Below are 22891 nucleotides of genomic sequence, written 5' to 3'. Positions count from 1 at the left end.
TCGGCCGTGGTTATTACCGGAATTATAGCGGCAACGATCGCAATCGCCATGATCGAAGTTCCTTCGTTGGTAAAAAGACGTTTACGAAAGGAGCTATGGGTATTTCTCACCCTTCTTCTATTCGGAGCGGGATTAAGCATTGCGCAAAGCAAGCATATCAATATTCCAAATCCGGTGGATTGGATTAAGACGATTTATATGCCGCTGAGCGATGCTTTAATGGGTTTTTTTAAGTAGAACAGGAAAGGAGGACCATCCATGCTTGAGCACGGTAAAATCGCAAGCCGTCAATTTACGTTTTTAGCGACTTTATACATGATCGGCAGTTCCATCTTGATCAGTCCTTCCATCCTCGCTTCCGAGGCCAAACAAGACGCCTGGATTTCCGCAGCGCTAACTGTTGCTTGCGGATTGTTGGTCTTGCCTCTGTACGTTGCGTTAGGAAGCCGCTTTCCATCGATGACCTTTGCCGAATATAGCGAGAAGCTGCTCGGGAAATGGATTGGAAAAACGGTTTCTCTTTTGTTTCTTGCCGGCCTTCCTTTCATGATTGCTACCCTCACGCTGCGCAACATCGGAGATTTTCTGACAACGCAAGTGATACCCGAAACGCCGATACAAGCGATCCATATCATGATCATCGCCGTTGTCATTATGGGGGTGCGTCTCGGATTGGAGCCTTTGGCGCGCGCGGCGGAGCTGTTTTTTCCTTGGATCGTTCTGCTTTTTATTATTTTGGTCCTTTGCGTTGCGCCGCAAATCAAATTTGAGAATATTTTGCCGGTATTGGAGAAAGGGATGAAACCTGTGCTGAAGGGGGTAATCCCGTTTCTCAGCTTTCCGTTTCTCGAACCGGTCATTTTTTTAATGCTCTTCCCTTATGTGAACCGAAAGGAAAAGGTCGGAAAAGCTTTATTCAAAGCCGTTCTAATCGGAGGAATCATGTTATCCATCATAACGCTTTTGGCTATACTCGTTCTTGGCGCCGATTTTACGGCAAGAAATATGTTCCCAAGCTACATGTTGGCCAAAAAAATAAATATCGGAAGATTTTTGACACGGATCGAAGTGATCGTGGCCGTCATATGGTTTATTACGATTTATTTTCGATTAAGCATTTTGCTTTATGTAACGGCTTTAGGTGTCGCCCAATCCTTGAATCTAAAAGATTACCGGCTCTTTACGTTTCCACTCGGCATGATCCTGATTGTGCTTTCCCTGCTAACCGTTCCGAACAGTTCCTATCTTATTGAATTTAATCGATTGATATGGCCGGTTTACGTTCCAACATTCGGTCTTGTTTTGCCGCTTCTGCTGCTAGGTACGGCAATCTTTCGGAACAAACGGGTTCAAGAGACGGCTGATCCGAATGATCCATCCTGATCAAGCTTCAAGTGAGCGCCACTACTTCCTATACGGATTCGTTCCGCGAAGCTTGTCGGGGTTCACGACAATATACACGTTGCTAAGCCGGTTGCCGGCGTAATCGAAGCTGATGACGCCATTCACCTCATCGCCATCATAGCTAATGATGCCCGGGGCGCCATTCACCGTTATCAGCTCGTAACGGAAATCAAGCGCAGCCTTTTTGAGCAGTCCCATGAAGAAGGCCGTAATTTTCTCCGAGCCGACGATCGGACGAATCGCGGCCGAAACTTTGCCGCCGCCGTCCGAGACGAGCAATGCGTCTTCGGCGATCGTCTGCAGCAGCAAATCAACATTACCCGATGCAAGCGCAGCGACAAATCGCTCCAACACGGCGCGTTGCCGGGCCGCCTCTGCCATACGCCCAACCGACTTTTCCCCAGGCTCGGCAACCGTCCCGGTCACTTGCTTGGCAGCGGCTTGCGTTAGCGCGTCGCCTTCGTCATCACGCGACAATTCAAGCCGCTTCTTCGCCCGGCGCAAGAGCTGGCGGCAATTGGCTTCCGACTTGCCGATCATCTCGGCGATTTCGCCGTACTCGAAGCCCAGCACCTCCCGCAGCATCAATACGGCCCGTTCGCTTGCGGTCAACCTTTCCAACAGGATCATAAAAGCTGTGCCTACCGATTCCTTCACATTCGCGGCTTCGGCCGGATCCGCATCGACTGTGGCGCCGATCAGCGGTTCGGGCAGCCAGGGACCGACATACAGCTCCCTTCGTTTGCGCGCCGACCGCAAATAATCGATGCATCGGTTCGTGACGATTTTGCACAAATAGGATTTCATTTGATCGACATGGGTATCATCGACGCGGCTTGCGGCGATAAACGACTCCTGCACGATATCCTCTGCATCCATCACGCTGCCCAGCATGCGATAGGCCAGCATGAACAGCATCGGCCGGTAGGCTTCATAATGCTGCAGCACTTGTTGCATGGCTTTCACTCCTTTATGTTCACGAGCGATCCGCTGAGTAGGCGTAACGCCGCTTGTTTGGCACTGTTCATCGCCCGATCCGCGATCATTCCGTCCAGTCCGACCCAATCCCCGGCCACATACAACCCTCGAATGCCAGGTACATCGACGGTAGGTACCGCCGCGCCGCGGGCATAATCGGAGGCTTTGGACAAATCGTGACTCACCGTGATATTCGGCATATATCTTCTCGCTGCAAGCTCTTCTCGCCATCCTGGCTGAAGCGCGTCGAGCATTCGTTCCATTCGCAGCTCATCTTGCCGTACGTCTGCGGGGTCGGAGGTTCCGTGATATTTGATCAAATGTATGACCATTATACCATGCTCGCTTAGCATCGCTGCACCCGAGTGATTCGAATAATACAGCGGTTCGTCCAAGCCCAAGGCAAAATGCTGATGCGGCTTCGGCAGACGCCGGAGCCCGATATCGAGACATGCGGCCTTCACCGGTACGGCACGGCGACTCCACGTGTCCAGCACCGTTCGTTCTCCGCCTTCAACCAGCCTGACGGCCTCCTCCGGGGCTGTCGTCAGAACAACGGCGGATACATCCGCGCTATCGCCATCGGTAAGCTCAATCGACTGCACACGACCGTCCATATGCCGAATTGCGCTCACCCGCCGATCGGCATACAGGGCGACTCCGGCTGCTTCCGCCATCGATCTCAGCTTGGCCACGATCGTCCCCCAACCTCTGTCGACGTAAAGTACCGAGCTTTTCATCGCCATCTGGCCTTGCTTGATGACCGCGCCAGCGCTTTGCAGATGAGGTTCGTTGCCATAGGTCCAAGTGCGGCACAACGCATATACGACACGCTTGACGACATTGTCATGGAAACGATGCTCCACCCAGTCTTGCAGTGTGACGGTCATGAGCTCATCCGTACGAATCTTGCTCAGCCCGGCCATCAGCTTCACAAACTCGGACTTGCCCGGCCAGGATAATCGATCCGACAGCAGCAAGCTAAGCGGTTTCGTCGGAAACAAATATGTCGCGTCATCCTCGTATGCGAGCAACCGGGTTCCCGGCATGCCGCCTTCCGGCTCGATTCCAAGCTCTCGCAAAATGCGCAGCGCTTCTCCCGACTTATATAGCGCATGGGCGCCAAGATTAAGATGGGCTCCATTCCTTAATTCCGTCTGTGCCCGGCCTCCGAAGCCGTTCGCTTTCTCGAACAACGCCACGCGAGCTCCTCCCCGCGCGGCATAAATTGCCGCGGTTAGTCCCGACAAACCGCCGCCGATGACCGCCGTATCCCATCTTCGTTCCATAACAAAAATCACCCCATCCTCGTCGTTACCCATAAGACGAAGGAGGGGCGATTTCTGTGACACGATGATTTATCCGATGCTGCTGGCGTTTTTCTTGAAGTTGGATGGCGAAACGCCCGTATATTTCTTGAATGTTTTCGAGAAATAGGTCAAGTCGTTAAAACCAACACCGTAGCATACATCGGTGACCGACAATTCGGGCTTGAGCAAAAATTCGGTCGATTTACTGATCCGCACTTCGGTCAAATAATCGTTAAACGTTTTTCCTGTAAAATATTTAAACAAATTGCAAAAGTACGTTTTTGATATTTTCGAATATTTGCAAATGTGATCTAACCGGATTTCTTCGCCGTAATGCTCCTGGATGTATTCCACCGCCTTATCGATATGCGAACGATATTTGTCGGTTTTATCCTCCTGCGGCGCAACACGGCAATTGTTGTTCTCCCGGATGATGAAGGAGAGCAGCTTGAGCAGGTTCCCCTTGAGCACATACTCATAATAAGCCGTTCCTTCCTCGTATTCATCAACCATTTCCTGAAACAGCGATTGAAACCGGTGCACGCTTGCTCCCGCTAATGCCAGTTTCGGGATCTCGTTCAGCTCTTTTTTGCCGAACGGGTCTTCAATGGAATCCAGCCGGAATTCACACCCATAAATTTCCAGTTTTTCGCCGGGAACGAATTTAAAGCGGTGCACCGTATATGGCGGAACGACAAACAGACTGCCCATCATCAAGGTGTACTCCCGACCATGCATGATATGTTTGAACGTCCCTTTGCTCACGTACCAGATCTGTACATAATCGTGTGCGTGATCCAATTCGACACACTCGAATTTTTCGTCGATTTTGTACAACTTACAAGGCACGTTCTCCAGCAGCTCGAATTTAGCAGAGAAAAAACGGACTCCGGGCATACGTATCACTCACCTCGCATCTTTCCAGGAATCATTGCGCCGGGCTCCGCGATTAGGTTATTGCTTCACATATGTGCCCTTGATAAATTGATACATGAAATCGTAGTTCGCCCGAATATTCGGGTCGTTGCTTTTAGCGCTGTCCAGGATGGCCGTATTGCCTTGATAATACGCTTTGAACGAGCCCGACATATAACCGTAGTCAACCCCGCCGTTCAAATATTCGATATATTTTTGACGTAATGCAGCATCCGTGAACATATTCTCGTCGAATTCCATTTCGATACCCTCGCCGTACCAACGGGCGAGCTGCGCTGCGTCCTGTACGCGAGAAGCGTCGGTGCTGCCGAAGTAATGGTTCGGCTGCAACGCGGCCGCGTCGAATCCAAGCTCCTTCATCGCAAAATTGCGATTGCCTTGGAAGAACGGAATCCAGAAGTACTTCAGTCCTTGCTGGTGCGCCAAATCGCCGGCATAATGGATGAGCTCGTTCTCATGCGGCACGCCGTGCGATACCCCTTCGCTGAGCCAATACATCCCGGTCAGCTGCAGGTTCGCATAATTGCCCGCATTCCAGCGGCTCATCACCTGATTCATATACCATTGCAGCGCTTTTTGCTTGTTGGCGTAGGCCACCGCATCGCCTACCGCCGCCGAACTCAAGTTTTCCGAAATTCCGTCCCCGTCGACATCGCCGAAATTGGTTTGATCCTCTGCCGGATACGGAATCATAAGAACAACTTTTACTTTATGGTTCGGCTGGCCAAGCGCGCTTCCGGCATCCGCAGCCGCTGCATTGAGCTGTGCCATGTCGCCGGTTGAGGCGGCGAACGTTTTATCCAAATACCATAACCAGTCGCTCTTGTTCGAGGAGATGCCAAAATTGCTTCCCCATGGCGTCCAGAGCCCGAGATACAGCACGCCGTCGAACATCCAATCCGTCGGTTGCCCCTGCCCGTTGACATAGCTGATATAAGGCATGATCTTATCCTTCGTCCAATCGCCTTTATTTTGCGTGTAATAACCGTTATACAGGAGCACTAGGTCATGAATACCCCCAGTTTGGGTGCCCGGAGCCAAATAAGCCGGAACGGTCGGCGGAAGGGTAGCCGCCTGGCTGCTCTGGCCATCGACTCCCCAAACTTCGATTTCGTCAATGAACGTCCACACTTCCTTCGTAAACGTCACTTTGACATACCGGGCATATACCATTGAAGCACTCGGAAAACCCGGTACGCCGTTAACCGCTCCATCCCAGACGTATTTCTGCGTTCTTGCGGGAACCTGCTGCCACATCGGGTATTGCGAAGACATGTTGGAGACCGTACTCCAGTCTATTCCGTTCGTGGATACGTATACGGAGACCGTATTCGGAAATTGGATGCCGACCGGATTGTCTTCGAGAAAATTCGCTGTCACTTTGCTGATCGATTTACTTGCGCCGAGGTCGAACGTAACGGCACGGGTCATTCCGCCGGAATGTCCCTGCCAAGCCCCATTGGAGTAACTTGTTCCTCCATATAGGCCATTCGTCAGCTCTTTGCCGCCGCTATCGGGGTAACTCGTCGAGGCAGACTGTGACACCGTGTAACCGAGTTTCGATACGAGATTTTTGGGGGTGCCGGCTGCGCCCGCCTTGGCACCGTACACACTCGTGTTCATAAGCAAAAGCATTGCCACCAACATGACCATCACCAATTTTGCACGAAACATACGAATCTTCCTCCGTTCATTTTTTGAATGAGTACCGAAGATTTGTAGGATGTCGTTTGCGGCATTTGGGGTATGATTGTTGTTCTGGTCGAAGCTTTCTCTGAAAACGTTTACTTTCTCATATTATAAAAAGATATATGACTTCGCTTCTATATACTATTCTTTACATTCCATATACATTTGCTGCACAACGAACATCGACAACGATTCTCGCTACATGCTCATCACACTTAGTTCGAACCGACCGTAAATGTCGCCCGCGCCAATTCGACATAGCCGTCATCGATGAGAAGCACGGCATCATAGGTTCCGGCGGTCAAGTTCGATGTATCGAAGCTGATCGTGCCGTTAGGCTGCGTACCTGTGCTCGTGTATTTCCAGACAATCGACGGATTGCCGAGGCCCGGAGTTATGCCGGTCTGGTATATGCCGATCCAGTCCTTGGTGCCCGATGCACCCGTATACGTTGTGAGAACCTGTTCTCCTTGCACGTATGCCGGTTTATTCGTAATGATCGTTGCACCGTTCGACAAATTTGGGGTCGGTGCGAGCTGCGCGCGGAATGTGGAAACAACGGCACGATGATCGGACGGCCAAGGTGTCACTGTAATATCTGTATAAGGCCCGTTTTCGCCTACGATTTTGCTGTCCAGCGTAGTCGAAGAGCCAGCCGCATAAACGAAATCGATGCGGTCATGCACTTCGTTCGGTTCAATATGCCCGTTTAACCCCGGCGTCCATGTATTGGCGGGATGCGTAGCAGGGTTCGGACGAATTTCACGATAAGAATCGCGAAAATTCAACTGCTGCAGCTTCGCTGACACGGGCCATTTGACAATGGTGCCAAAATGGATGCTTTTTGTCGCATTCGTCCAATCGAGATGGGACGGCACGTTAAAATCGCCGGTGAGAAATACGGGAATTCCAAGACTCGCAAGCTTCGGCAGCGAATCGAACCGGCTTTTCATCTCAACCATATGGTAATTCTTTTCATTGTTCAAAACGTAATTTACGGATTTACCATCCCGTATGTCATAAGGCCCATACGGCGTATAGGAAAGGTGCACGTTGCTCATCGCGACAACTTTGCCGGGTTTTACTTCGATGTACACATAATCCCTCTGGTGGGCGTTGATGATCGGAAACCGGCTAATGATTTCATGTCCTTCGGCGTAATAAAAGCCGAGCTTTTGCGCAAGCGCGGCAAGGTTGCCGCCTGCCTCCTGAATTCCAACGATGTCGGCCCCGGCGGTTTGAATCGCTAGAGCCGTTTGATCGAGGGAGACAGCTCCTCCCCCCAAATAAATGTTGAAGGTCATAACCTTCAGGTCAACCGTTTCTGCTTGCGCTGCGCCAGCGCCTTTTGTTTTGGCCATTGCCGGACTACTAAAGCCGGCCAGCAGCATAACCGCAGCCAAGCAAACAACAATAACAGCTATACGGAACCGATTGTGACGCTGAAACAAGCTGCTTTGAAAGGAAAATACCATAGATGCAACCAACCTCTTTTCCATTGATTTTTATGAATCAATTAAGGTGTGCATGTCAAAGCTGCGATATTGACGACACAAGATCAGGCCGATAGCGATATGAAATTGGTTTTGAGCTTATATAAAATCGTATCAATGATTGCGATATTGGGTGCAAGGCCTGATCCGAACATCCGGAACTTCCGGAATGAACTAGTTACCTTCATTTGATGCGATTCAGCTGACCTCCCATTGATTCCTAGACCCGGCTTACGTTTATGGTAGCCGGGTCCAGGTGTGCTTTTGCTTCAGTTAGTTTCTCTAGCCGCTCACTTGCAAACCGTTATACAAGGTCTTCGTACCAGGTATTACGGTGTCGTCTGCAAAACTACGGCTCCGTTCGCCATGCCGTCAACGCCGAGGACCTCAATTTCATCGATGAATGTCCAGATGCCGATTGGGAATTCAACTTTAACGTAACGGGCATACACTTTATCCGCTCCCGGATTCCCCGGCACGCCGTCCTTTACGCCGTTCCAAGTCATGAACTCGGATTTGGCGCTATTATCCATTTGTGGTGCCGGGGATGGCACGGTGGCTAATGTACTCCAAGATTGACCATCCGACGAAACGGAATAGACGACGTTCTGAGGGAAAAGGATGCCAGGTCCTTTATCCTGCAAAAAATGGGCTTTAATTTGGCCGATCGATTTGTCCTGCCCTAAATCAAACGTAATCGTGCGGCTTCGATCCTGAGGGTTATCGCTACCGGCATGCCCCTGCCACTCTGCATTACCAAAATCCGCGCCGCCGAATTGGCCGTTGGTGAGTTCATTCCCGGAATCGGGATAGTTGCTGTTAGCCGGATGGGAAATCGTATAGCTTTGACCAAGAACTAGGTTGCTAAGTCCCCAACCATCGGACCAAGCGTGAATGAGAACTTGCGCATAGGAATCAAGCACCGATGCGACCCCGGCAGATATCAATTTTTGCGCTTGGACGGATGGGTCGTGTATATGCGCGAGAAAATCCTTCATATACGTAACGGCTTCATTCGGTTTGTTCTCATTCAAGAGCTGATTGATGATCTGCAAGCGATACGTTAAGTCATTGCCGAAAGATGATTTGATCCCCTTCGACGCGACATACCGGTTTACAAGGTCCGCCATCGTATCCGGCGATACTTGTGTATCCGATTTTTGATAATTTTTCGTTACGAATTGATACATCCATTCATACAAAATGCGATTATTCGGGTCATTGCTTCTTGCACTGTTGAGCAGCGCAACATTGCCTTGATAATGAGCTTTGTACGCATCATTCATATAACCGTAGTCGACGCCACCGTTCAAATAATTGATATATTTGTCGCGGTACGCCGGAAACGAATTCATCCGTTCATCGAGTTCCATTTCCACGCCGACGCCGTATTGCTTGGCAAGACCGGCCGCATCCTGAACCCGGGACTTATCGCCCGGCTCGTCGAAGAAATGGTTCGGCTGATACGCCACAGCGTCAAAGCCCAGTTTTTCCCATCCGGAAACGCCGGTACCATAGAAATTCGGAATCCAGAAAAACTTCTGTTTTTGCTGGTGGACAAGCTCGCTAGTATGTTGGATGATCTTGACGTTGTTCTCATCATAGAAGTTGGCGCTTTCTGCCATCCAATACATACCGGACAATTCGAGGTTCGAATAATTTTTTTCAGCCCAGCGTTGCTTCACCTGATTCATATACCAATCTATGGCTTTTTGCTTGCCGGCATAAGCCGCTTCCGCACCGACTTGATTCGGATTAAAATTCTCCGGCATGCCGTCGCCGTCAACATCGCCGAACTGGCCAGTCCCGTCAGCCGGGCTCGGAACCATCAGCACGACTTTGGTCTTGTGCTTCGTTTCGCCCAATTTTGCGCCGACCTCTTTGGTCGCTTCATTGAGCTGCCACATATCGCCTTGCTCGCCAAAGTTTTTGTCCAGATACCACTGCCAGTCCGCGAGCTTAGCGTTCATCCCAAAATCCCGTTGCCCGTCCTGCGTTCGGATGCCGAGATACAATACGCCGTCGTAGAACCAGTCGACCGGTTCGCCTTGTGCGTCCACATAACTGATGTACGGGATGATATTTTCTTTAGTCCAGTCGCCTGCGCCGCTGTCATAATGTCCATTGTACAACAGCGCGAGGTTGCTGATACCACCCGTAGCTTTGCCCGGCTGCAAGTACGCCGGTTGCTCAGGCTTCAGCTTAGTGGCGTGCTTCGCTTTGCCGTCGACGCCCCAAATCTCGATTTCATCGAGAAACGTCCAAACTTGGGTCATGAACGTAACTTTTACATATCGTGTATAGACGGATTCCGCCTTGTTACGATCCTTCAGCAAACCGTCGGCCGCGATGTCCCAGGCAAAAGTCTGATCTGTCGGCGGTCCCGGCTGCCATAGCGGAATGGCGGTATCTTTATGCAACAGAGGCGCCCAATTCACGCCATCCTCCGACACGTACATGGAAACCGTTTTTGGATAAAAAATACCGTTGCCCGTGTCCTGCATAAAATGCGCCTTTACGGCATTAATCGATTTAAAATCCCCCAAATCAAACACAACTTCTCGGGTAATTCCCCGCAGGTGCCCCTGCCAGGCATCGTCCCAGAACTCCATCGATGCGTACTTGCCATCGGTCAATTCATTTCCGGAGTCAGGGTAGCCCTCATAAGGTGGGGCAGAGAACTGGTAGCTTAAACCTGCAGCCAGGTTTCTCGGATCTTGCGTTTCTTGCTTGGCAAATGCGTTTGGAGCAGTTGATAATAGCATGGCAGCGGCTAACATGAGGGTGAATCCTGTTTTTTTGACAGAAACCATTACAAACCTCCTACAATCCATAATGACATGCATTGTCTTCCTTTGACCCACTACGCTCTTTGTCGTTACGTGATCATATCACCTCCTTTCGATGCCGAATTGCTTCCACGAAACGCTTCGTGATCTCTTGCGGCCGCGTAATCGCCGTGCCGATGACGACGGCGTGCGCTCCCGCTTCAAAGCAGCGCAAGCATTCGCTTGCCGTCCAGATGCGGCCTTCGGCAAGAACTGGTGTCCGCTTCAACTCCGCTAATTGGCGCACCAGATCGATATCCGGCGCTTGCTGCTGCAAGCTGTATGGCGTATAGCCGGATAACGTGGTGGATACGAGATCAACCTGCAGGTCCATCGCTTGGACGCCCTCTTCGAACGTTGATATATCCGCAACGATGCCGACCGCCGGAAACCGGGAACGGATGGCTTGGATAAACTGCTCCAGGGTAAGGCCGTCCGGCCGCGGTCTAGGCGTCGCGTCAATCGCTACAAGATCGGCCCCGGCCAATACGATTTCTTCAATTTCTTTCATCGTTGGCGTAATATAAATGTCGGAATTGTCGTAGATTTGTTTGTACAAGCCGATGACCGGCAGCGAACAACGCTTTTTGATGACCTCAATGTCCTTCGGCGTATTCGCGCGGATGCCGACGGCACCGCCCTCCTCCGCTGCGACGGCCATCGCCGCCATCATATCCGAGCCGAATAACGGCTCGTGCTCTAATGCTTGGCATGATACAATACAACCTGCTTCTAATCTCTTTATCAGTTTGGTTTCCATTCGGCTCCACTCCTTCTTCTTATTCATTCATGCAAGATCAATCTTTATCCGACAATACCGGTACGCTCGACGCTTTCGACGAAATATCTTTGCGCGAACATGTACAACAGGAAGATCGGGGCTATTGCAAGCAAGCCCGCCGAGTTGGTGATCAGCGCCACATCCGCGAATTCATGCTGGATGCCGAGCAGATTAGTCGGCAAAACATATAGCATCTTCGCCAAAGTTACCGAATTGGCCATATATAAATTGGTGAAATAATCATCATTCCATTGCCAGACGAAGGAGAACAAAATGACGGTCGCCATAGCCGGAATCGCATTCGGCAGCATGACCTTATAGAATGTTTTCAGTACCCCCGCTCCGTCCACATATGCCGCTTCCTCTAGCTCTTTAGGCAGTCCGCGGAAAAATTGCCTGAAGATAAAGATGTATAATCCATTCTTCATTCCCATCGCCGTCGCCGATGATATAAAGAACGGCCAGAAGCTTTCAAGCAAATTCACGCCCGGTTTACCGGTGAACAGCTCATACAGCCCGAATACGTCGAAGAAACGGAAGTGCAAATACGTCGGTGCCATGATCGTTTGCGGCGGAATGACAATCGTAAACACAACGAGCGCAAACAAGATGCCGCTACCCTTGAATTTTAATCTCGCAAACCCGTAACCAGCCAACGCACAAGAGATGACTTGAAGAATGGACGTTCCCGCACTGAGAATAAATGTGTTCGTCGCTGCCTTGTAGAAATCAATCATCTCAATGGCCTTATAAATATTGTCCATCGTTAAATGCCGGGGGATCCATACGATGGACGAATCGAAAATATCTTCCCGGGTCTTGAAAGCAACCGATAATTTGGTCAATATCGGATATATAATGATGAAGCAAATGCCGAACAACAAGATGAACCTGGAAATCACCCATAACCAATGCTTGGCCTTATCGACCGGACGATGCCGTCGGCTCCACTTCTTAACGGCGGTTGCAGCTATGATCGCACGGTTATTCGTTGTTGCTGCTTTCATTCGTATCCCCCCGCCCTAATCATGATAGAACACCCGCTTGGAAATGAAGTAAGTCGAGATCAGCAAGATGACCGATACCAAGATAAAGTACGCCCACGCCATCGCCGAGCTTAATCCGAAATTCAAATTACGGAATGCGATATTTTTGATGTTGTTCGTGACGCTGTTGTTATAAAACGAGTCGACGATGGAATATACGGTGTTCGTCAATATAAGTGGGGTCATCATTGGAAACGTGATTTTCCAGAACGATTCGTAGCCTGTCGCCCCTTCCATTTTGGAAGCCTCATATAAGGAAGGCGGTATGGACTGAATTCCCGCAAGGAATATAAGAATTTGCACGCCCGATGAAGTCACGATTTGATAGATTCGATCGATCGCCCCGGCAAAATAGAAGACAATGGACCTACTCATGCCGGCGTCCAGCAAGAATGGAATCAAATCGAATCCGCTGAGTCCCGTATAATTGCCTTCCATGTCGCTTGCGGCGCCTCCCATCATTCTCGCCAAATAGTTGGAGCCGTCCAATCCGGCGATAACGCCCGACGCCATGACGACGGGCAGGAATATAATCGCCCGTGTCAGCATCCTTCCCCTGAATTTTTGAGCCAGCAGCGTTGCCGTAAACAAGCTGAAAAAAATAATCAGCGGCACATTTAGCAGCATTTTGGTAACGGCTTCCGTCAAACTCCGGTTAAAATTCGGATCGATAAAAAACGCTCTGTTGAAATTTTCCCAACCGACAAATTTCAGAGAATAGCCGGTTGTATCAATCGTTAATTCACTAAAGCTGAACCGAATCGACTGAAACAACGGCACGGCCATCAAGAGCACGAATCCGATCAGCCAGGGGGAAACGAACAAAACGCCAAGCATCGATTTTTTCCTTTCCAAGCTGAGCAGACGTTTATTGGCCATTTGCAATCACCCCTTCACATCATATTGTTCGGCATCAATCGTAACGCCATTAACGACAACCGGTTTGGCGTTATAATTGACGATGACCGAAAGGCCGTTTTCGTAAGTCGTCTTGTAGACGCCTTCTTCCAGCTTGTTATGATTGACGATACGTTGTCCGCGAACCTGTTTCAGAACACTGTTGACTTCCTTGTACGCCTGCATCGCTTCGTCAAACCAAACTTTGTAATAGGTCGCGTACAATTCTTTGAATTCGAGCGGTTTAATGGTACCAGGGTCTGCGTACATCCATTTGTAGTACACGTTTGACCCTGTCTCGAGCGACTTGAGCACCAGCTTGCGGACATTCTGATCATCGGCATAATTGAATGGCTTGCCGGCATAATCGACATAGCCGTGCAACACCATTTCATAGAACGGAATCGATTCGTCCGCGATTTGATACTGGTTGCTATCGAGCGGTACATTCAACACATTGGTCGCATAAGGCAGCAGAAACGCATTGCCCCCGCTGACCATCATATCAGGCGCTTCTTTGTGAAGGTGCTCAGCCTCCGCGGCATTGATGCGCAATGATTGTTGTCTGTCCACCGTCTCCCCGAATGTGAAGTCCGAATTGATATCATCACCGAGATCGTGCAACGACACGGCGCCAGGGTTGAGATCCTTGTAATCCTCCAGAAAATCGGTGACGACGCCGTTCAGCTTGTTTGGAGACAAAATATAATGGGAGAAATTATACGAATCTCTACGGTAGGTCGCCAAGTCATACGTAAATATTTTCGTGATCTTCCGCGACAAAAATTGCGCGGCATCCCTTGAAGGGCTAAACCCGGTATAGCGGTATACCTTCAAGAAGGATACATCCGGATATAATCCTCCGCCGTTCTGCTTCAGCCGATCGCCCAAGGCTCTCCATTCTTTGCGGGAACCGAGCACGCTTTCGAGCTTCACGCTGGTCGGCACGCGATGGTTAAGACCTCCGTTAAACCAACCGTTGTAATTGACTCGAATATTACGAACGTCCTTGCCATTCATTTCGTCGAGCAGCTGATTCGCTTGCTGGAAATCGGTTAATGGTTCCTGTGAATCGTAAGGAATCCCGAGAAAACTGTCCTCCTTGGACATACTCCCCAGCAGCTCAAGATAAAACGGGGCATCGCCTTGCGACTTTAGCTTTTTCAAGCCGTACTTCTGTTCCAAATAATTGCGGTAATACGCGGCCATCCCGGAATAGTTAGCTTGGTCGCCGCTTAGGAATCCGTATCGGATTTGAAGCTTGCCTTGGTACATCTGATTCGGCGTTTTGATCGTCAAATCGGTCGCGGTCAGCTTTATCGTATCTTTCGCCATAACTGTAAACATGTTGCCGACCGTGTTGTACTGATGCAGCCTGCCGCTAATATCCGCCGTCATTTTGGCGAGTGCCTCGCCGTCTTCGATGATCGCGAAAAATGCGGCATCGCCACGTTTCATTCCGAAAACCGGCATTCGGTTCACCTCAGGGGTTATGGACTTTTCATCCTTATAGAACGTCCCGTCCTCCCCATAAATTGGAATGATAATCGGCTGAGATAACAGCTTTCCGTTGTTGAAGTTCACCAATGCGCCGGATCCGTCAGGCACGAGCATATACCCTTGATCGTCCACGCCCGCTGCTCCGAAGCTGTTCAAGAGCCCTATGGCATTGATATGGTATGGCTTGCTTTCTTCGATTTTGGTCGTATCGACCGAAGCAACCAGAGTGTCACCTTCCAGTCTGTATTGCAGAGGAACGGTAAACTTGGCGGGCCCGCTCCCCTCTTCCGTGCCTTCTATGCCGTTTTCTTGATTGTCGGCAGCAAGGTCTTCATCGGTATATCCCGCTTTTTCGAAAAGATCGATCAACCGCTTCAAAGCAGCCTTCGGAATATCCCGCCGCTCGTAGATTTGCGTTTCCTTATTGAACTTGAACCTTGCGTCGACTTCATCCTTATCGTTCGGATCTTCAAGCTTATTCAGGAGTTTTTCGTCGAATCGGGCTTTGCTGATCTTCTGCGGAATCGATTCGATCCCTTTCTCCGAGCTTCCGAAATGATAGGTTACCGTAACGCTGTTGTCCGTTTGCTCAATGTCAAACTGTTTGTATAGCACACTATCCGAATAGCTGTCGTAGTCCTTCGACTGATTATTTCGGACAAAATAAGTCAGCTTAAGCTGCGAAGACAGATTGGACTTGATTTGCGGCGTCGCCAGCGGATCCTTGTCGCGGCCCTCCGGATTCGATCGCCAAATTTGTCCGCTGCGTTTGTCCATGACGGCAACTTCGGCTGTCGTCTTGTTCATATACAATCGAAGCGATTCGTTCTCCAGCACGGGTTCCATGCCTTCCGGTGCCTTCACATCAACCGATGCGATCGATACCGATTTGTCGCCGGTCGAAACAAGCTTCAGTTCTGTTCGATCGTTGTTCATCGCGGGCGGTCCGCTGGACCGAATCGGTTCCGGTGATAGCATCGTTCCGAAAGCGATGACCGCTACAAGAACAACAAGCAAAGACAATACCGCGATGATGCGTTTCCAGTGAGCTGTCACCGTTTCACCCCTCCCCAAGACGGAACATGATTTCTTGATAGATCGTCGTTCCGAAATCTAAAATTTGTCGCAGCAAGCTGACAATCAACATGCCGAGGAAAACGATAACCGCCATGGCCAATAAGGTGAACACGATCGTTAGAATCGTCTTCGGTACATTGTACTGATGCACGGTCATCATGCCGATGAATAACAAATAGACGAACCACATATATCCGAACGATTCGATCAAACCGTAGAAGGATACTTCCTTTAGCGTCATCACTCTGGAAAATATAATAAGCGGACCTTGCACAAGCACTAGCGGAATGAGCGCCAGTCCGGTCGCCATCACAATTTCCTTGAATTTACCTTCGCCGTCCATGAGCGTCGTGATCGACCAGTTGGACACGCACCACAGGAAAAACGGAATGACTATAAATTTGAGCTCATCCAAGCTATTGACGACGAAATAACTGAGTGGATTTATGACAAACCCGGAGTATTGCCGCTTCAAAATAAAGAGAATGGTGAGCACCAGCAAAATGAGAAGTGTGAGCCACACTCTGCCCTTTTGCTCGTATTTCATCACCCAAAATCCGTTAAAAGGCCGGAATATCGTCTGCCAGGCCGAGCGAATCACACCCGGTTCGGCGTTGCCAACCCGTATGAACTTGAAGGCTACGATCAACAGAGCGATGCAAATGATACCAACGGTTGCAATTGTCGGAAAATGGTTCCACAGCCATTCTTTCCGATACCGGTCGAAAGCCTTGGAATAGTAATCCGGATGAACCCCGATTTTGAAGTTTTCCATCGCCTCATAGTTGTTGTTCTGCAGGAGCTCCGCTTTACCGATACCGAGATAAGCCATTTCAAGATTTCGGTTTAATTTCAATGCTTCTTGCCAAAAGCCGACGGATTTGTCTTCGTTGCCCAGATCATTGTTAATGACTGCATCCCGGATTGCTTTCCCGTAACGCGTCGGTTCGAATACGGTCAGATGATTCAAGCCCCGATCCAATACAACGATGGAATCTCCCAGTACGCTGATTTCGACGGGGGTCTTGAACTGTCCGAATTGTTCGCCCAGTCCGCCGAACACATACAGCAGTTTACCGTCCTTATCGTAGGTGAAAACCCGTCCGCGTTTTGTATCCAATATGCTGTAGATGCCGTTCACATCGTGCGCCACGCTAACGATCGTGGAAGGTCCTTGTCTTGTTCCGCTGAACGTGATTTTGATGTCGCCCGTTGGCGGAAACCAGCCCTCGCGGCGCAGCACGTCGCCTCCCGAAGGGTTCAATCGTCGAACCGGCTCTCCCGAACTGCCATCGCTTGTCGTAACGTACAGAAAGTCTTCTTCATCGATATCGATATTGTTGAATTCGACGGGGATGAATAAGGCCATAGCATTCCTCTGTGCCTTGGTTGTTAGATATTGCTTCCAGAACAATTCGACTGGGTCGAACCTGACCGGGTTTTTGCCGATAAATCGAGTGAATTTGCCGTCCGCATCAAACTCGATGACGCCATCGAAGACCCCTTTGCTGACGACATACAATCGCCCTGCCGTATCGACGACCAGCTTGGTCGGCACATATTTAAAATTGTCGCGAAGAATATCCGACTTCGGCGGTCCGATCTCGCGAATAAACTGGCCGTCTATCGTCAATTCCACAACCCGAGTGTTACCCGTATCGGCTACGAACAAATGGTTGCTGTCACTAACAAAGATGCCTTGCGGATCATTAAAGGTATCCTTTTTGTCGCCGTTAACGAATCCTTCGATAATATTTTGGACGTTCCAATTTTTGTCCATCTCGACAATCCGGTGATTGCCTGTGTCCAATACGAAGATGCGTTGATCCTTTGTAATATACATATCTTCCGGCGTTTTGAAAGAACCGATATTCAGTCCCGTGCCGGTGATTTGCCTTGCCGGTAAATAGGGAACCGGAGCCGAGTCGGCCGTGCCTTCGACAGAATAGTTGTACCCGTCGTATGGGGCGGCATACGCTGCAGGTGCAGCTCCGACAACGGTAAGCAAGAATAGGAAAAGCGTCACAATTTTTCGCATTCGCTTCACAATAGGCTTCTCCTTTCTTTTTAATCTTTCATGCCCGAGGTCGACATCGTCTGCAATACGTTGCTCTGCGTGATCACGAAGATGATGATCGGAACGCATATCATAAGCAGCGTCGCCGCCATCGAAGGACCTGTGCGGATGATGCCTCCGGCAAGAATTTGACCGAGCGCGTAATCAATTGTTTTCAGTTGTTCGCTGTAAATATACATCGATCCGGCGGCGCCGCCGGCTCCCCACAAGCCTTGGAACGAGAAAATGATTAGTGTCAGCCACGCCGGCTTAACGACCGGCATGACGATGCTCCAAAAAATGCGTGGTTCGCTGCAGCCGTCGATTTGCGCCGCTTCGAGCAATGCTTCCGGAATTTGTTCCATGAACTGCTTCATCAAGTACAATCCAAGCGAAGATCCGATGGCCGGAACGATGACCGCCCAATACGTATCGATCATGCCGAGCCATGACATCGTCATATAGTTCGTGACCTGGGTCACTGTTCCGGAGAACATCAGTGACAGGACAACGATCGTAAACAGCACCGACTTGCCCGGAAACTTTCGCTTGGCCAGCGGGTAAGCGGCAAGCGAGGCAATAATGACGTGGCCTGCCGTTCCGACAAAGGCGATGAAGAACGTGTTGAACACATATCTTGTGAACGGCACCCACGTCCCCGACATCAAATAATACAAATCTTTAAAATTGTTCAAAGTTGGGTTCCGAACGAAAAATTTCGGCGGAAACTGCAATATTTCGTTAATTGGTTTAAAGGCGTTGCTGATGACGAATACAAGCGGCAGCGCCATGAAGTATCCGAGGGCCGCAATGAACAGGAACAGCAGAATATCGCCTACGCGCGACCGATTGACTTTTTTCCCCCGCAACAGCTTAACTGCGAAATTCATCTTATTCACCGACCTTCTTGAGCAGCTTTTGCACGAGCAAGTTGGAGCCGAGCATGATGCCGAACAATACGGTCGCGATCGAAGAAGCATATCCCATCTCGAATCGGATGTTGCCGTAGTCCATCAGATGCGTCACGATCGTATGGCCTGCATACTGCACGCTCGGAAAACCTGCAAGTGTTGTCGCGACCTCGGCGACGGCAAATGACGACGTTATTTGGATTACAGCGCCGAACATGAGCTGAGGCCGCATCGAAGGCAGCGTAATGAACCATAGCTCCTGCCAACGGTTGCGGATCCCGTCGATCGCTCCCGCTTCGAACAACGTTTTGTCCATGCTCTGCAAACCCGCGATAAAAGCAAGGAAGCTGGTGCCGAGACTGAGCCAAAGCTGTACGATAATAATGATCGTCATAATGTAATTCGCATCTTTCAGCCATAAGATCGGCTCCATGATGATGCGAAATTTCAGCAGGAAGGAATTGATGTAACCGTAGGAATCCCCGCTGAACAATAACGTCCATACAATGAATGCGTTGCCGGACAATACCGGCGCGTAGAAGATCAGGGTCGCCACCGCCCTGACTTTTGGCGACAGCTCGTTAATGACCCAGGCAAGTACGAAACAAGCAATATAACTGACCGGTCCCGTAATGGCTGCAAAATAAATCGTATTCTTCACGGCGATCAGAAATATGTCGTCCCTTACGAACAATCGCGCGTAGTTTTGCCAGCCGATCCAATCGGGAAATTCGAGCATGTTGAAATTCGTAAAGCTGACCAAGAGCGACAAGAAGACGGGAAAAACCGTAAAGACGAAGAAAATCAAAAAATATGGCGCAATCATCATATATAACGTTCGGCTTTGTTTCATCTCGCTTAGTTTTCTTGCCAGCTTCGATGGTTTTTTCGGATCAATTACCAATTCTCCCGTTTTCCGGCTTAATGGAATCATGTGTCGCCCTCCCTTCTATTCTGTCGGTAACTTGAATTCTTTGCGTTTAATCGTAATTTCTTCATTAATAATGCGTGCGTAATCCAGAATTGTTTCCCTTTGGTCGGCTTTGTTGGTAATTACCGCATAATAGGCGTTGTTTAAATGCCTCGTTAGCGAATAACCCCCTGGAACTTCCGGCATCCCGCGAATCCACTTCCACTGCGACAGCAACGTATTGTATTCTTTGGCAGACCAAGGAAGTTGTTTCATCGCTTCAACATTCGCAGCCGCATATCGGCCGGATTCCCCGAGGAGCGCTTCCAATTCGCGTCCGAACGTCACCTGCGCTTCGGTATCGGTCCACCAGTCGATAAACTTCCATCCCGCATCCTTGTTTTTGGCATTCTTGAACATCACCGTTCCGGTCGTCGTCGACAGCGCCTCGCGATGAACTTGACCGTCATCGCCCAATACACCTGGTAACGGAGCGAACCCCCATTGCCCGCGAATTTCCGGCGCGAAGACCGTCAGCGTGTTGTAAGTCGTATAGTCTGCAATTCCAAGCGGCATTTCCCCCGTTCGGAACCGGTTCACAAAATCGAATTCCGCAGGAAGCTTGTAGTTGTTGTATAAATCCGTCCATTTCTTGAACGCTGCAACCCCGATCGGAGAATTCAGATCTGTCGCCATTCCGCCGTCCTTGTAATATTGACCGCCGCTTTGGTATAAGAGCATTTCAAACACGGGCGTCGGCGTAAAAGCGACCTGCATATTATGCTTCTGTATTTCGGGAATGACGTGATACAAGTCTTTCCACGTATCCGGAACATCCAGCTTAAGTTCGTTCAGAACGTCCTTACGGTAGAACAGCATCGGGAAGGACTGCTTCTCCGGAATCGCAAAGATTCCGTTCTGGTACGTGAACCCGACAAAGGCACTGTCCATAAACCGCTGCTTCACTTTGTTGAAACCGGGATATGTCGATAAATCCTCAAGCGCATGCCGCATCGCGAAGTTGATGACGTCCGTGGCCGATATAGCAACGTCGGGACCCTTGCCCGCCAATGTCGACGGCAGCAAAACTTTACTGTCGACTAACTGCAAGTCAACCTTGATTCCAGTCTGCGGCGTAAAGGAGTTGTCGATCATCGCTCGCAGCAGTTGCGCCTGATCCCGGCCGCCGCTCAACCAAACGGTTACCGCATCGTCTTTGAAACCGCTCCCGACATTGTTGTAATCTTCGACGAACGAGTACCAGAATGAAAGAATGTCGTGCTTCAACCGGCTGAAAAATCCCGTCGTGACCGGAGGCGTATCGACATTCGGCGATTTCAGGAACAAATAATCAAGCTCAAGGGGCTGTTGATTGATCGTTAACAGCCATGTTCCCAGTGAGGTAACATTATCCTTGAATTTCCCCAGTCGGCTCGTGAGCGTTTCCGGGTAGTTGCCAAGGTCGTCCAGCTGGAACGAAGTTGTTCGCAGAATCGTTGCGCTTTCGCTTGTGTCCCCAATCAATTTGTCCATTTCATCGGCAGCGTCGCTCAGTAATTTGCTATTGTTAAGGAATTTGTCCGCCAATCCCGGAATGAGCTTCTCCAGCTGATAATCGCGGAAGCGATCCGGCTCCGTACCGGTGATCATGATGATTTTTCGATATAGGGCATTCAGTTCCAAAATGCTATTCCGTACGGACTGGATCACTTCCGTAAGATCGCCCATCGTCACCTCAAGCTTGATTTCGTGCTTGCCCTTGGTCAGATAGAACAAATACGGCTGATCTTCTTGCCCGGCCATGCCAACCTGCCATGAACCGTCGTATTGGAAGGAGACTTGCTCCGCTTCTTTGAATGGAATTTGACCGTCGATGTACATCTTCCGTACAACGTTAACGCCGCGAGACAAATTCTGCTTGTAGCGAAAACCGATCTGGTACAAGCCGTCTTCGGGAACATCCGCTTCCCAAGAAATCCATTGTCCCGGGTTTTTCCAATTGACGCCGCCGATCGTATTCATCCGAATTTTTGAAACATGGTAAGGTTCAGTACCCGGACTGGATCGATCGTTAATTGGATACAGCGATGGGCTCGATTTGTAGACAGCGCTTTCACCCTGGATCTTTATCAGAATATCTTTTGTTTCCCCGTAGCCTTGCGAAGTATATTCATCGGCCACTTTCTTATAGGAAGGAAGCGGTTTTTCCTGGAATAACTGCAAATAATCGATGACCATCGGTTCACGAAGGGAAACCAATTCGATGCGGTGCTTGCCTTTCGTCAAATAAAAAGAGAACGGCTCCTTGTAGGAGTTTTCCGCATCGCTGAAAGTTTTGTCCTGCCACTTCGGACTTTCGATTTGCCTAGGCCTTAAGTCGTTGCCGTTGCGGTCTTGCTGCACTTCCGACAGTTCATTGCGCCATACTCGCGAGAATACGAGCCTGTTAGCTTCCTCGAACGGAGCTGCACCGTCAATCCGGAATTCTCTTTCAATTGGGGAGCTATTCCCTTTCACAGGAAAATAATGTATCCCAAATTGATACAACCCGTCTTCCGGTACCTCGATATCCCAGTAAATGGAGCCCGATTCTCCCGTTCGTACGACAGGGCTCGTCGCATGCTCGAATGAATCCTGAATACTCGCTTCCATTCCATCCGTTCCCGCGAACGTTTCTGCTTCAATCCGCTGAGATACTTCAGGACGAGCTGCTTTCGAGTATCGTGCAATATACTGTTCATAGCGAAGTGTTGACGATTGGACATCCGCTGCATCTTCCGGTTGGTTAGCCGGCTCCCCGGCTTGCTTCGTTTCCTTACCGCTTCCTGCCGGCTGATCCGCAGATACGAACGAACCGACCATCCATACGAAAACGATAGCTATTATGGAAACAGCAGCAATTAGCTTTCTCTTTAAGATCCGCACGTCTAGCTCTCCTCTCCTTCATAATTGACCCGATCCATCCGCATCGATAGGAAACCCCGCCCGTTCAATTACCAGAGCATCACGCTGCATGAACAAACGATAATGCAACTTTTCATGAGCAGGCGGGGATTTTCATTCATTCGAAACGGT

Annotated in this window: 16 protein-coding genes; 2 read left to right on the top strand and 14 right to left on the bottom strand. The window is 49.9% G+C overall.

What is annotated here, in order from left to right; translation table 11 throughout:
* The first annotated feature begins 6 nt into the window (after positions 1–6).
* Both AC0LWM_RS12145 and AC0LWM_RS12140 read left to right on the top strand, forming a co-directional pair.
* A complete protein-coding gene (locus AC0LWM_RS12145) occupies positions 7–237 on the top strand; it encodes a hypothetical protein (RefSeq protein WP_474675206.1) in 231 nt (76 codons plus the stop codon).
* A gap of 21 nt (positions 238–258) precedes the next feature.
* Positions 259–1383, top strand: a complete 1125-nt coding sequence (locus AC0LWM_RS12140) for a GerAB/ArcD/ProY family transporter (protein ID WP_474675205.1) — start codon at positions 259–261, stop codon at positions 1381–1383.
* Positions 1384–1404: 21 nt separating this feature from the next.
* Here AC0LWM_RS12140 and AC0LWM_RS12135 read toward each other — a convergent pair whose 3' ends face one another.
* The 14 genes from AC0LWM_RS12135 to AC0LWM_RS12070 form a co-directional block, all read right to left on the bottom strand.
* Positions 1405–2361, bottom strand: a complete 957-nt coding sequence (locus tag AC0LWM_RS12135) for a sigma-70 family RNA polymerase sigma factor (RefSeq protein WP_474675204.1) — start codon at positions 2359–2361, stop codon at positions 1405–1407.
* Between the two features lie 5 nt (positions 2362–2366).
* A complete protein-coding gene (locus tag AC0LWM_RS12130; protein WP_474675203.1) occupies positions 2367–3671 on the bottom strand; it encodes a phytoene desaturase family protein in 1305 nt (434 codons plus the stop codon).
* Positions 3672–3740: 69 nt separating this feature from the next.
* Positions 3741–4589, bottom strand: coding sequence for an AraC family transcriptional regulator (locus AC0LWM_RS12125; protein ID WP_474675202.1), 849 nt, complete (start codon positions 4587–4589; stop codon positions 3741–3743).
* A gap of 57 nt (positions 4590–4646) precedes the next feature.
* A complete protein-coding gene (locus AC0LWM_RS12120; protein ID WP_474675201.1) occupies positions 4647–6302 on the bottom strand; it encodes a DUF4855 domain-containing protein in 1656 nt (551 codons plus the stop codon).
* Between the two features lie 230 nt (positions 6303–6532).
* Positions 6533–7792: an endonuclease/exonuclease/phosphatase family protein gene (locus AC0LWM_RS12115; RefSeq protein WP_474675200.1), complete on the bottom strand. Its 1260-nt coding sequence runs from the start codon at positions 7790–7792 to the stop codon at positions 6533–6535.
* A 347-nt stretch (positions 7793–8139) separates the two neighbouring features.
* A complete protein-coding gene (locus tag AC0LWM_RS12110) occupies positions 8140–10623 on the bottom strand; it encodes a DUF4855 domain-containing protein (RefSeq protein ID WP_474675199.1) in 2484 nt (827 codons plus the stop codon).
* 73 nt (positions 10624–10696) lie between these two features.
* Entirely contained in the window at positions 10697–11398 is a 702-nt protein-coding gene (locus tag AC0LWM_RS12105; RefSeq protein WP_474675198.1) for an N-acetylmannosamine-6-phosphate 2-epimerase, read from the bottom strand.
* Between the two features lie 44 nt (positions 11399–11442).
* Positions 11443–12426, bottom strand: coding sequence for a carbohydrate ABC transporter permease (locus AC0LWM_RS12100; RefSeq protein ID WP_474675197.1), 984 nt, complete (start codon positions 12424–12426; stop codon positions 11443–11445).
* 15 nt (positions 12427–12441) lie between these two features.
* Positions 12442–13344 (bottom strand): carbohydrate ABC transporter permease, encoded by a 903-nt coding sequence (locus AC0LWM_RS12095; protein WP_474675196.1) that lies wholly within the window; start codon positions 13342–13344, stop codon positions 12442–12444.
* A gap of 6 nt (positions 13345–13350) precedes the next feature.
* On the bottom strand, positions 13351–15918 hold the full coding sequence (locus tag AC0LWM_RS12090; protein ID WP_474675195.1) for a DUF5696 domain-containing protein: 2568 nt from the start codon (positions 15916–15918) through the stop codon (positions 13351–13353).
* Positions 15919–15922: 4 nt separating this feature from the next.
* A complete protein-coding gene (locus AC0LWM_RS12085) occupies positions 15923–17977 on the bottom strand; it encodes a YIP1 family protein (RefSeq protein ID WP_474675405.1) in 2055 nt (684 codons plus the stop codon).
* A 29-nt stretch (positions 17978–18006) separates the two neighbouring features.
* Positions 18007–18885 carry a carbohydrate ABC transporter permease gene (locus AC0LWM_RS12080; protein ID WP_474675194.1) on the bottom strand — a complete coding sequence of 293 codons (879 nt, stop codon included), beginning with the start codon at positions 18883–18885 and terminating at the stop codon, positions 18007–18009.
* Position 18886: 1 nt separating this feature from the next.
* On the bottom strand, positions 18887–19840 hold the full coding sequence (locus AC0LWM_RS12075) for a carbohydrate ABC transporter permease (protein WP_474675193.1): 954 nt from the start codon (positions 19838–19840) through the stop codon (positions 18887–18889).
* Positions 19841–19855: 15 nt separating this feature from the next.
* Positions 19856–22741: an extracellular solute-binding protein gene (locus tag AC0LWM_RS12070; RefSeq protein WP_474675192.1), complete on the bottom strand. Its 2886-nt coding sequence runs from the start codon at positions 22739–22741 to the stop codon at positions 19856–19858.
* Between the last annotated feature and the right edge of the window lie 150 nt (positions 22742–22891).

The organism is Paenibacillus sp. sgz302148 (assembly GCF_056120465.1).
Note: the sequence above shows the minus strand (reverse complement) of the source record. Positions and strands in the feature narration are given on the sequence as shown.

Excerpts from the sequence above, each read along its gene's own strand:
- AC0LWM_RS12125 (WP_474675202.1), bottom strand. The coding sequence starts at position 4,589 with ATGCCCGGAGTCCGTTTTTTCTCTGCTAAATTCGAGCTGCTGGAGAAC.
- AC0LWM_RS12110 (WP_474675199.1), bottom strand. The coding sequence starts at position 10,623 with ATGGTTTCTGTCAAAAAAACAGGATTCACCCTCATGTTAGCCGCTGCC.
- AC0LWM_RS12100 (WP_474675197.1), bottom strand. The coding sequence starts at position 12,426 with ATGAAAGCAGCAACAACGAATAACCGTGCGATCATAGCTGCAACCGCC.
- AC0LWM_RS12095 (WP_474675196.1), bottom strand. The coding sequence starts at position 13,344 with ATGGCCAATAAACGTCTGCTCAGCTTGGAAAGGAAAAAATCGATGCTT.
- AC0LWM_RS12075 (WP_474675193.1), bottom strand. The coding sequence starts at position 19,840 with ATGATTCCATTAAGCCGGAAAACGGGAGAATTGGTAATTGATCCGAAA.
- AC0LWM_RS12105 (WP_474675198.1), bottom strand. The coding sequence starts at position 11,398 with ATGGAAACCAAACTGATAAAGAGATTAGAAGCAGGTTGTATTGTATCA.
- AC0LWM_RS12085 (WP_474675405.1), bottom strand. The coding sequence starts at position 17,977 with ATGCGAAAAATTGTGACGCTTTTCCTATTCTTGCTTACCGTTGTCGGA.
- AC0LWM_RS12140 (WP_474675205.1), top strand. The coding sequence starts at position 259 with ATGCTTGAGCACGGTAAAATCGCAAGCCGTCAATTTACGTTTTTAGCG.
- AC0LWM_RS12080 (WP_474675194.1), bottom strand. The coding sequence starts at position 18,885 with ATGAATTTCGCAGTTAAGCTGTTGCGGGGGAAAAAAGTCAATCGGTCG.
- AC0LWM_RS12135 (WP_474675204.1), bottom strand. The coding sequence starts at position 2,361 with ATGCAACAAGTGCTGCAGCATTATGAAGCCTACCGGCCGATGCTGTTC.
- AC0LWM_RS12130 (WP_474675203.1), bottom strand. The coding sequence starts at position 3,671 with ATGGAACGAAGATGGGATACGGCGGTCATCGGCGGCGGTTTGTCGGGA.
- AC0LWM_RS12115 (WP_474675200.1), bottom strand. The coding sequence starts at position 7,792 with ATGGTATTTTCCTTTCAAAGCAGCTTGTTTCAGCGTCACAATCGGTTC.
- AC0LWM_RS12120 (WP_474675201.1), bottom strand. The coding sequence starts at position 6,302 with ATGTTTCGTGCAAAATTGGTGATGGTCATGTTGGTGGCAATGCTTTTG.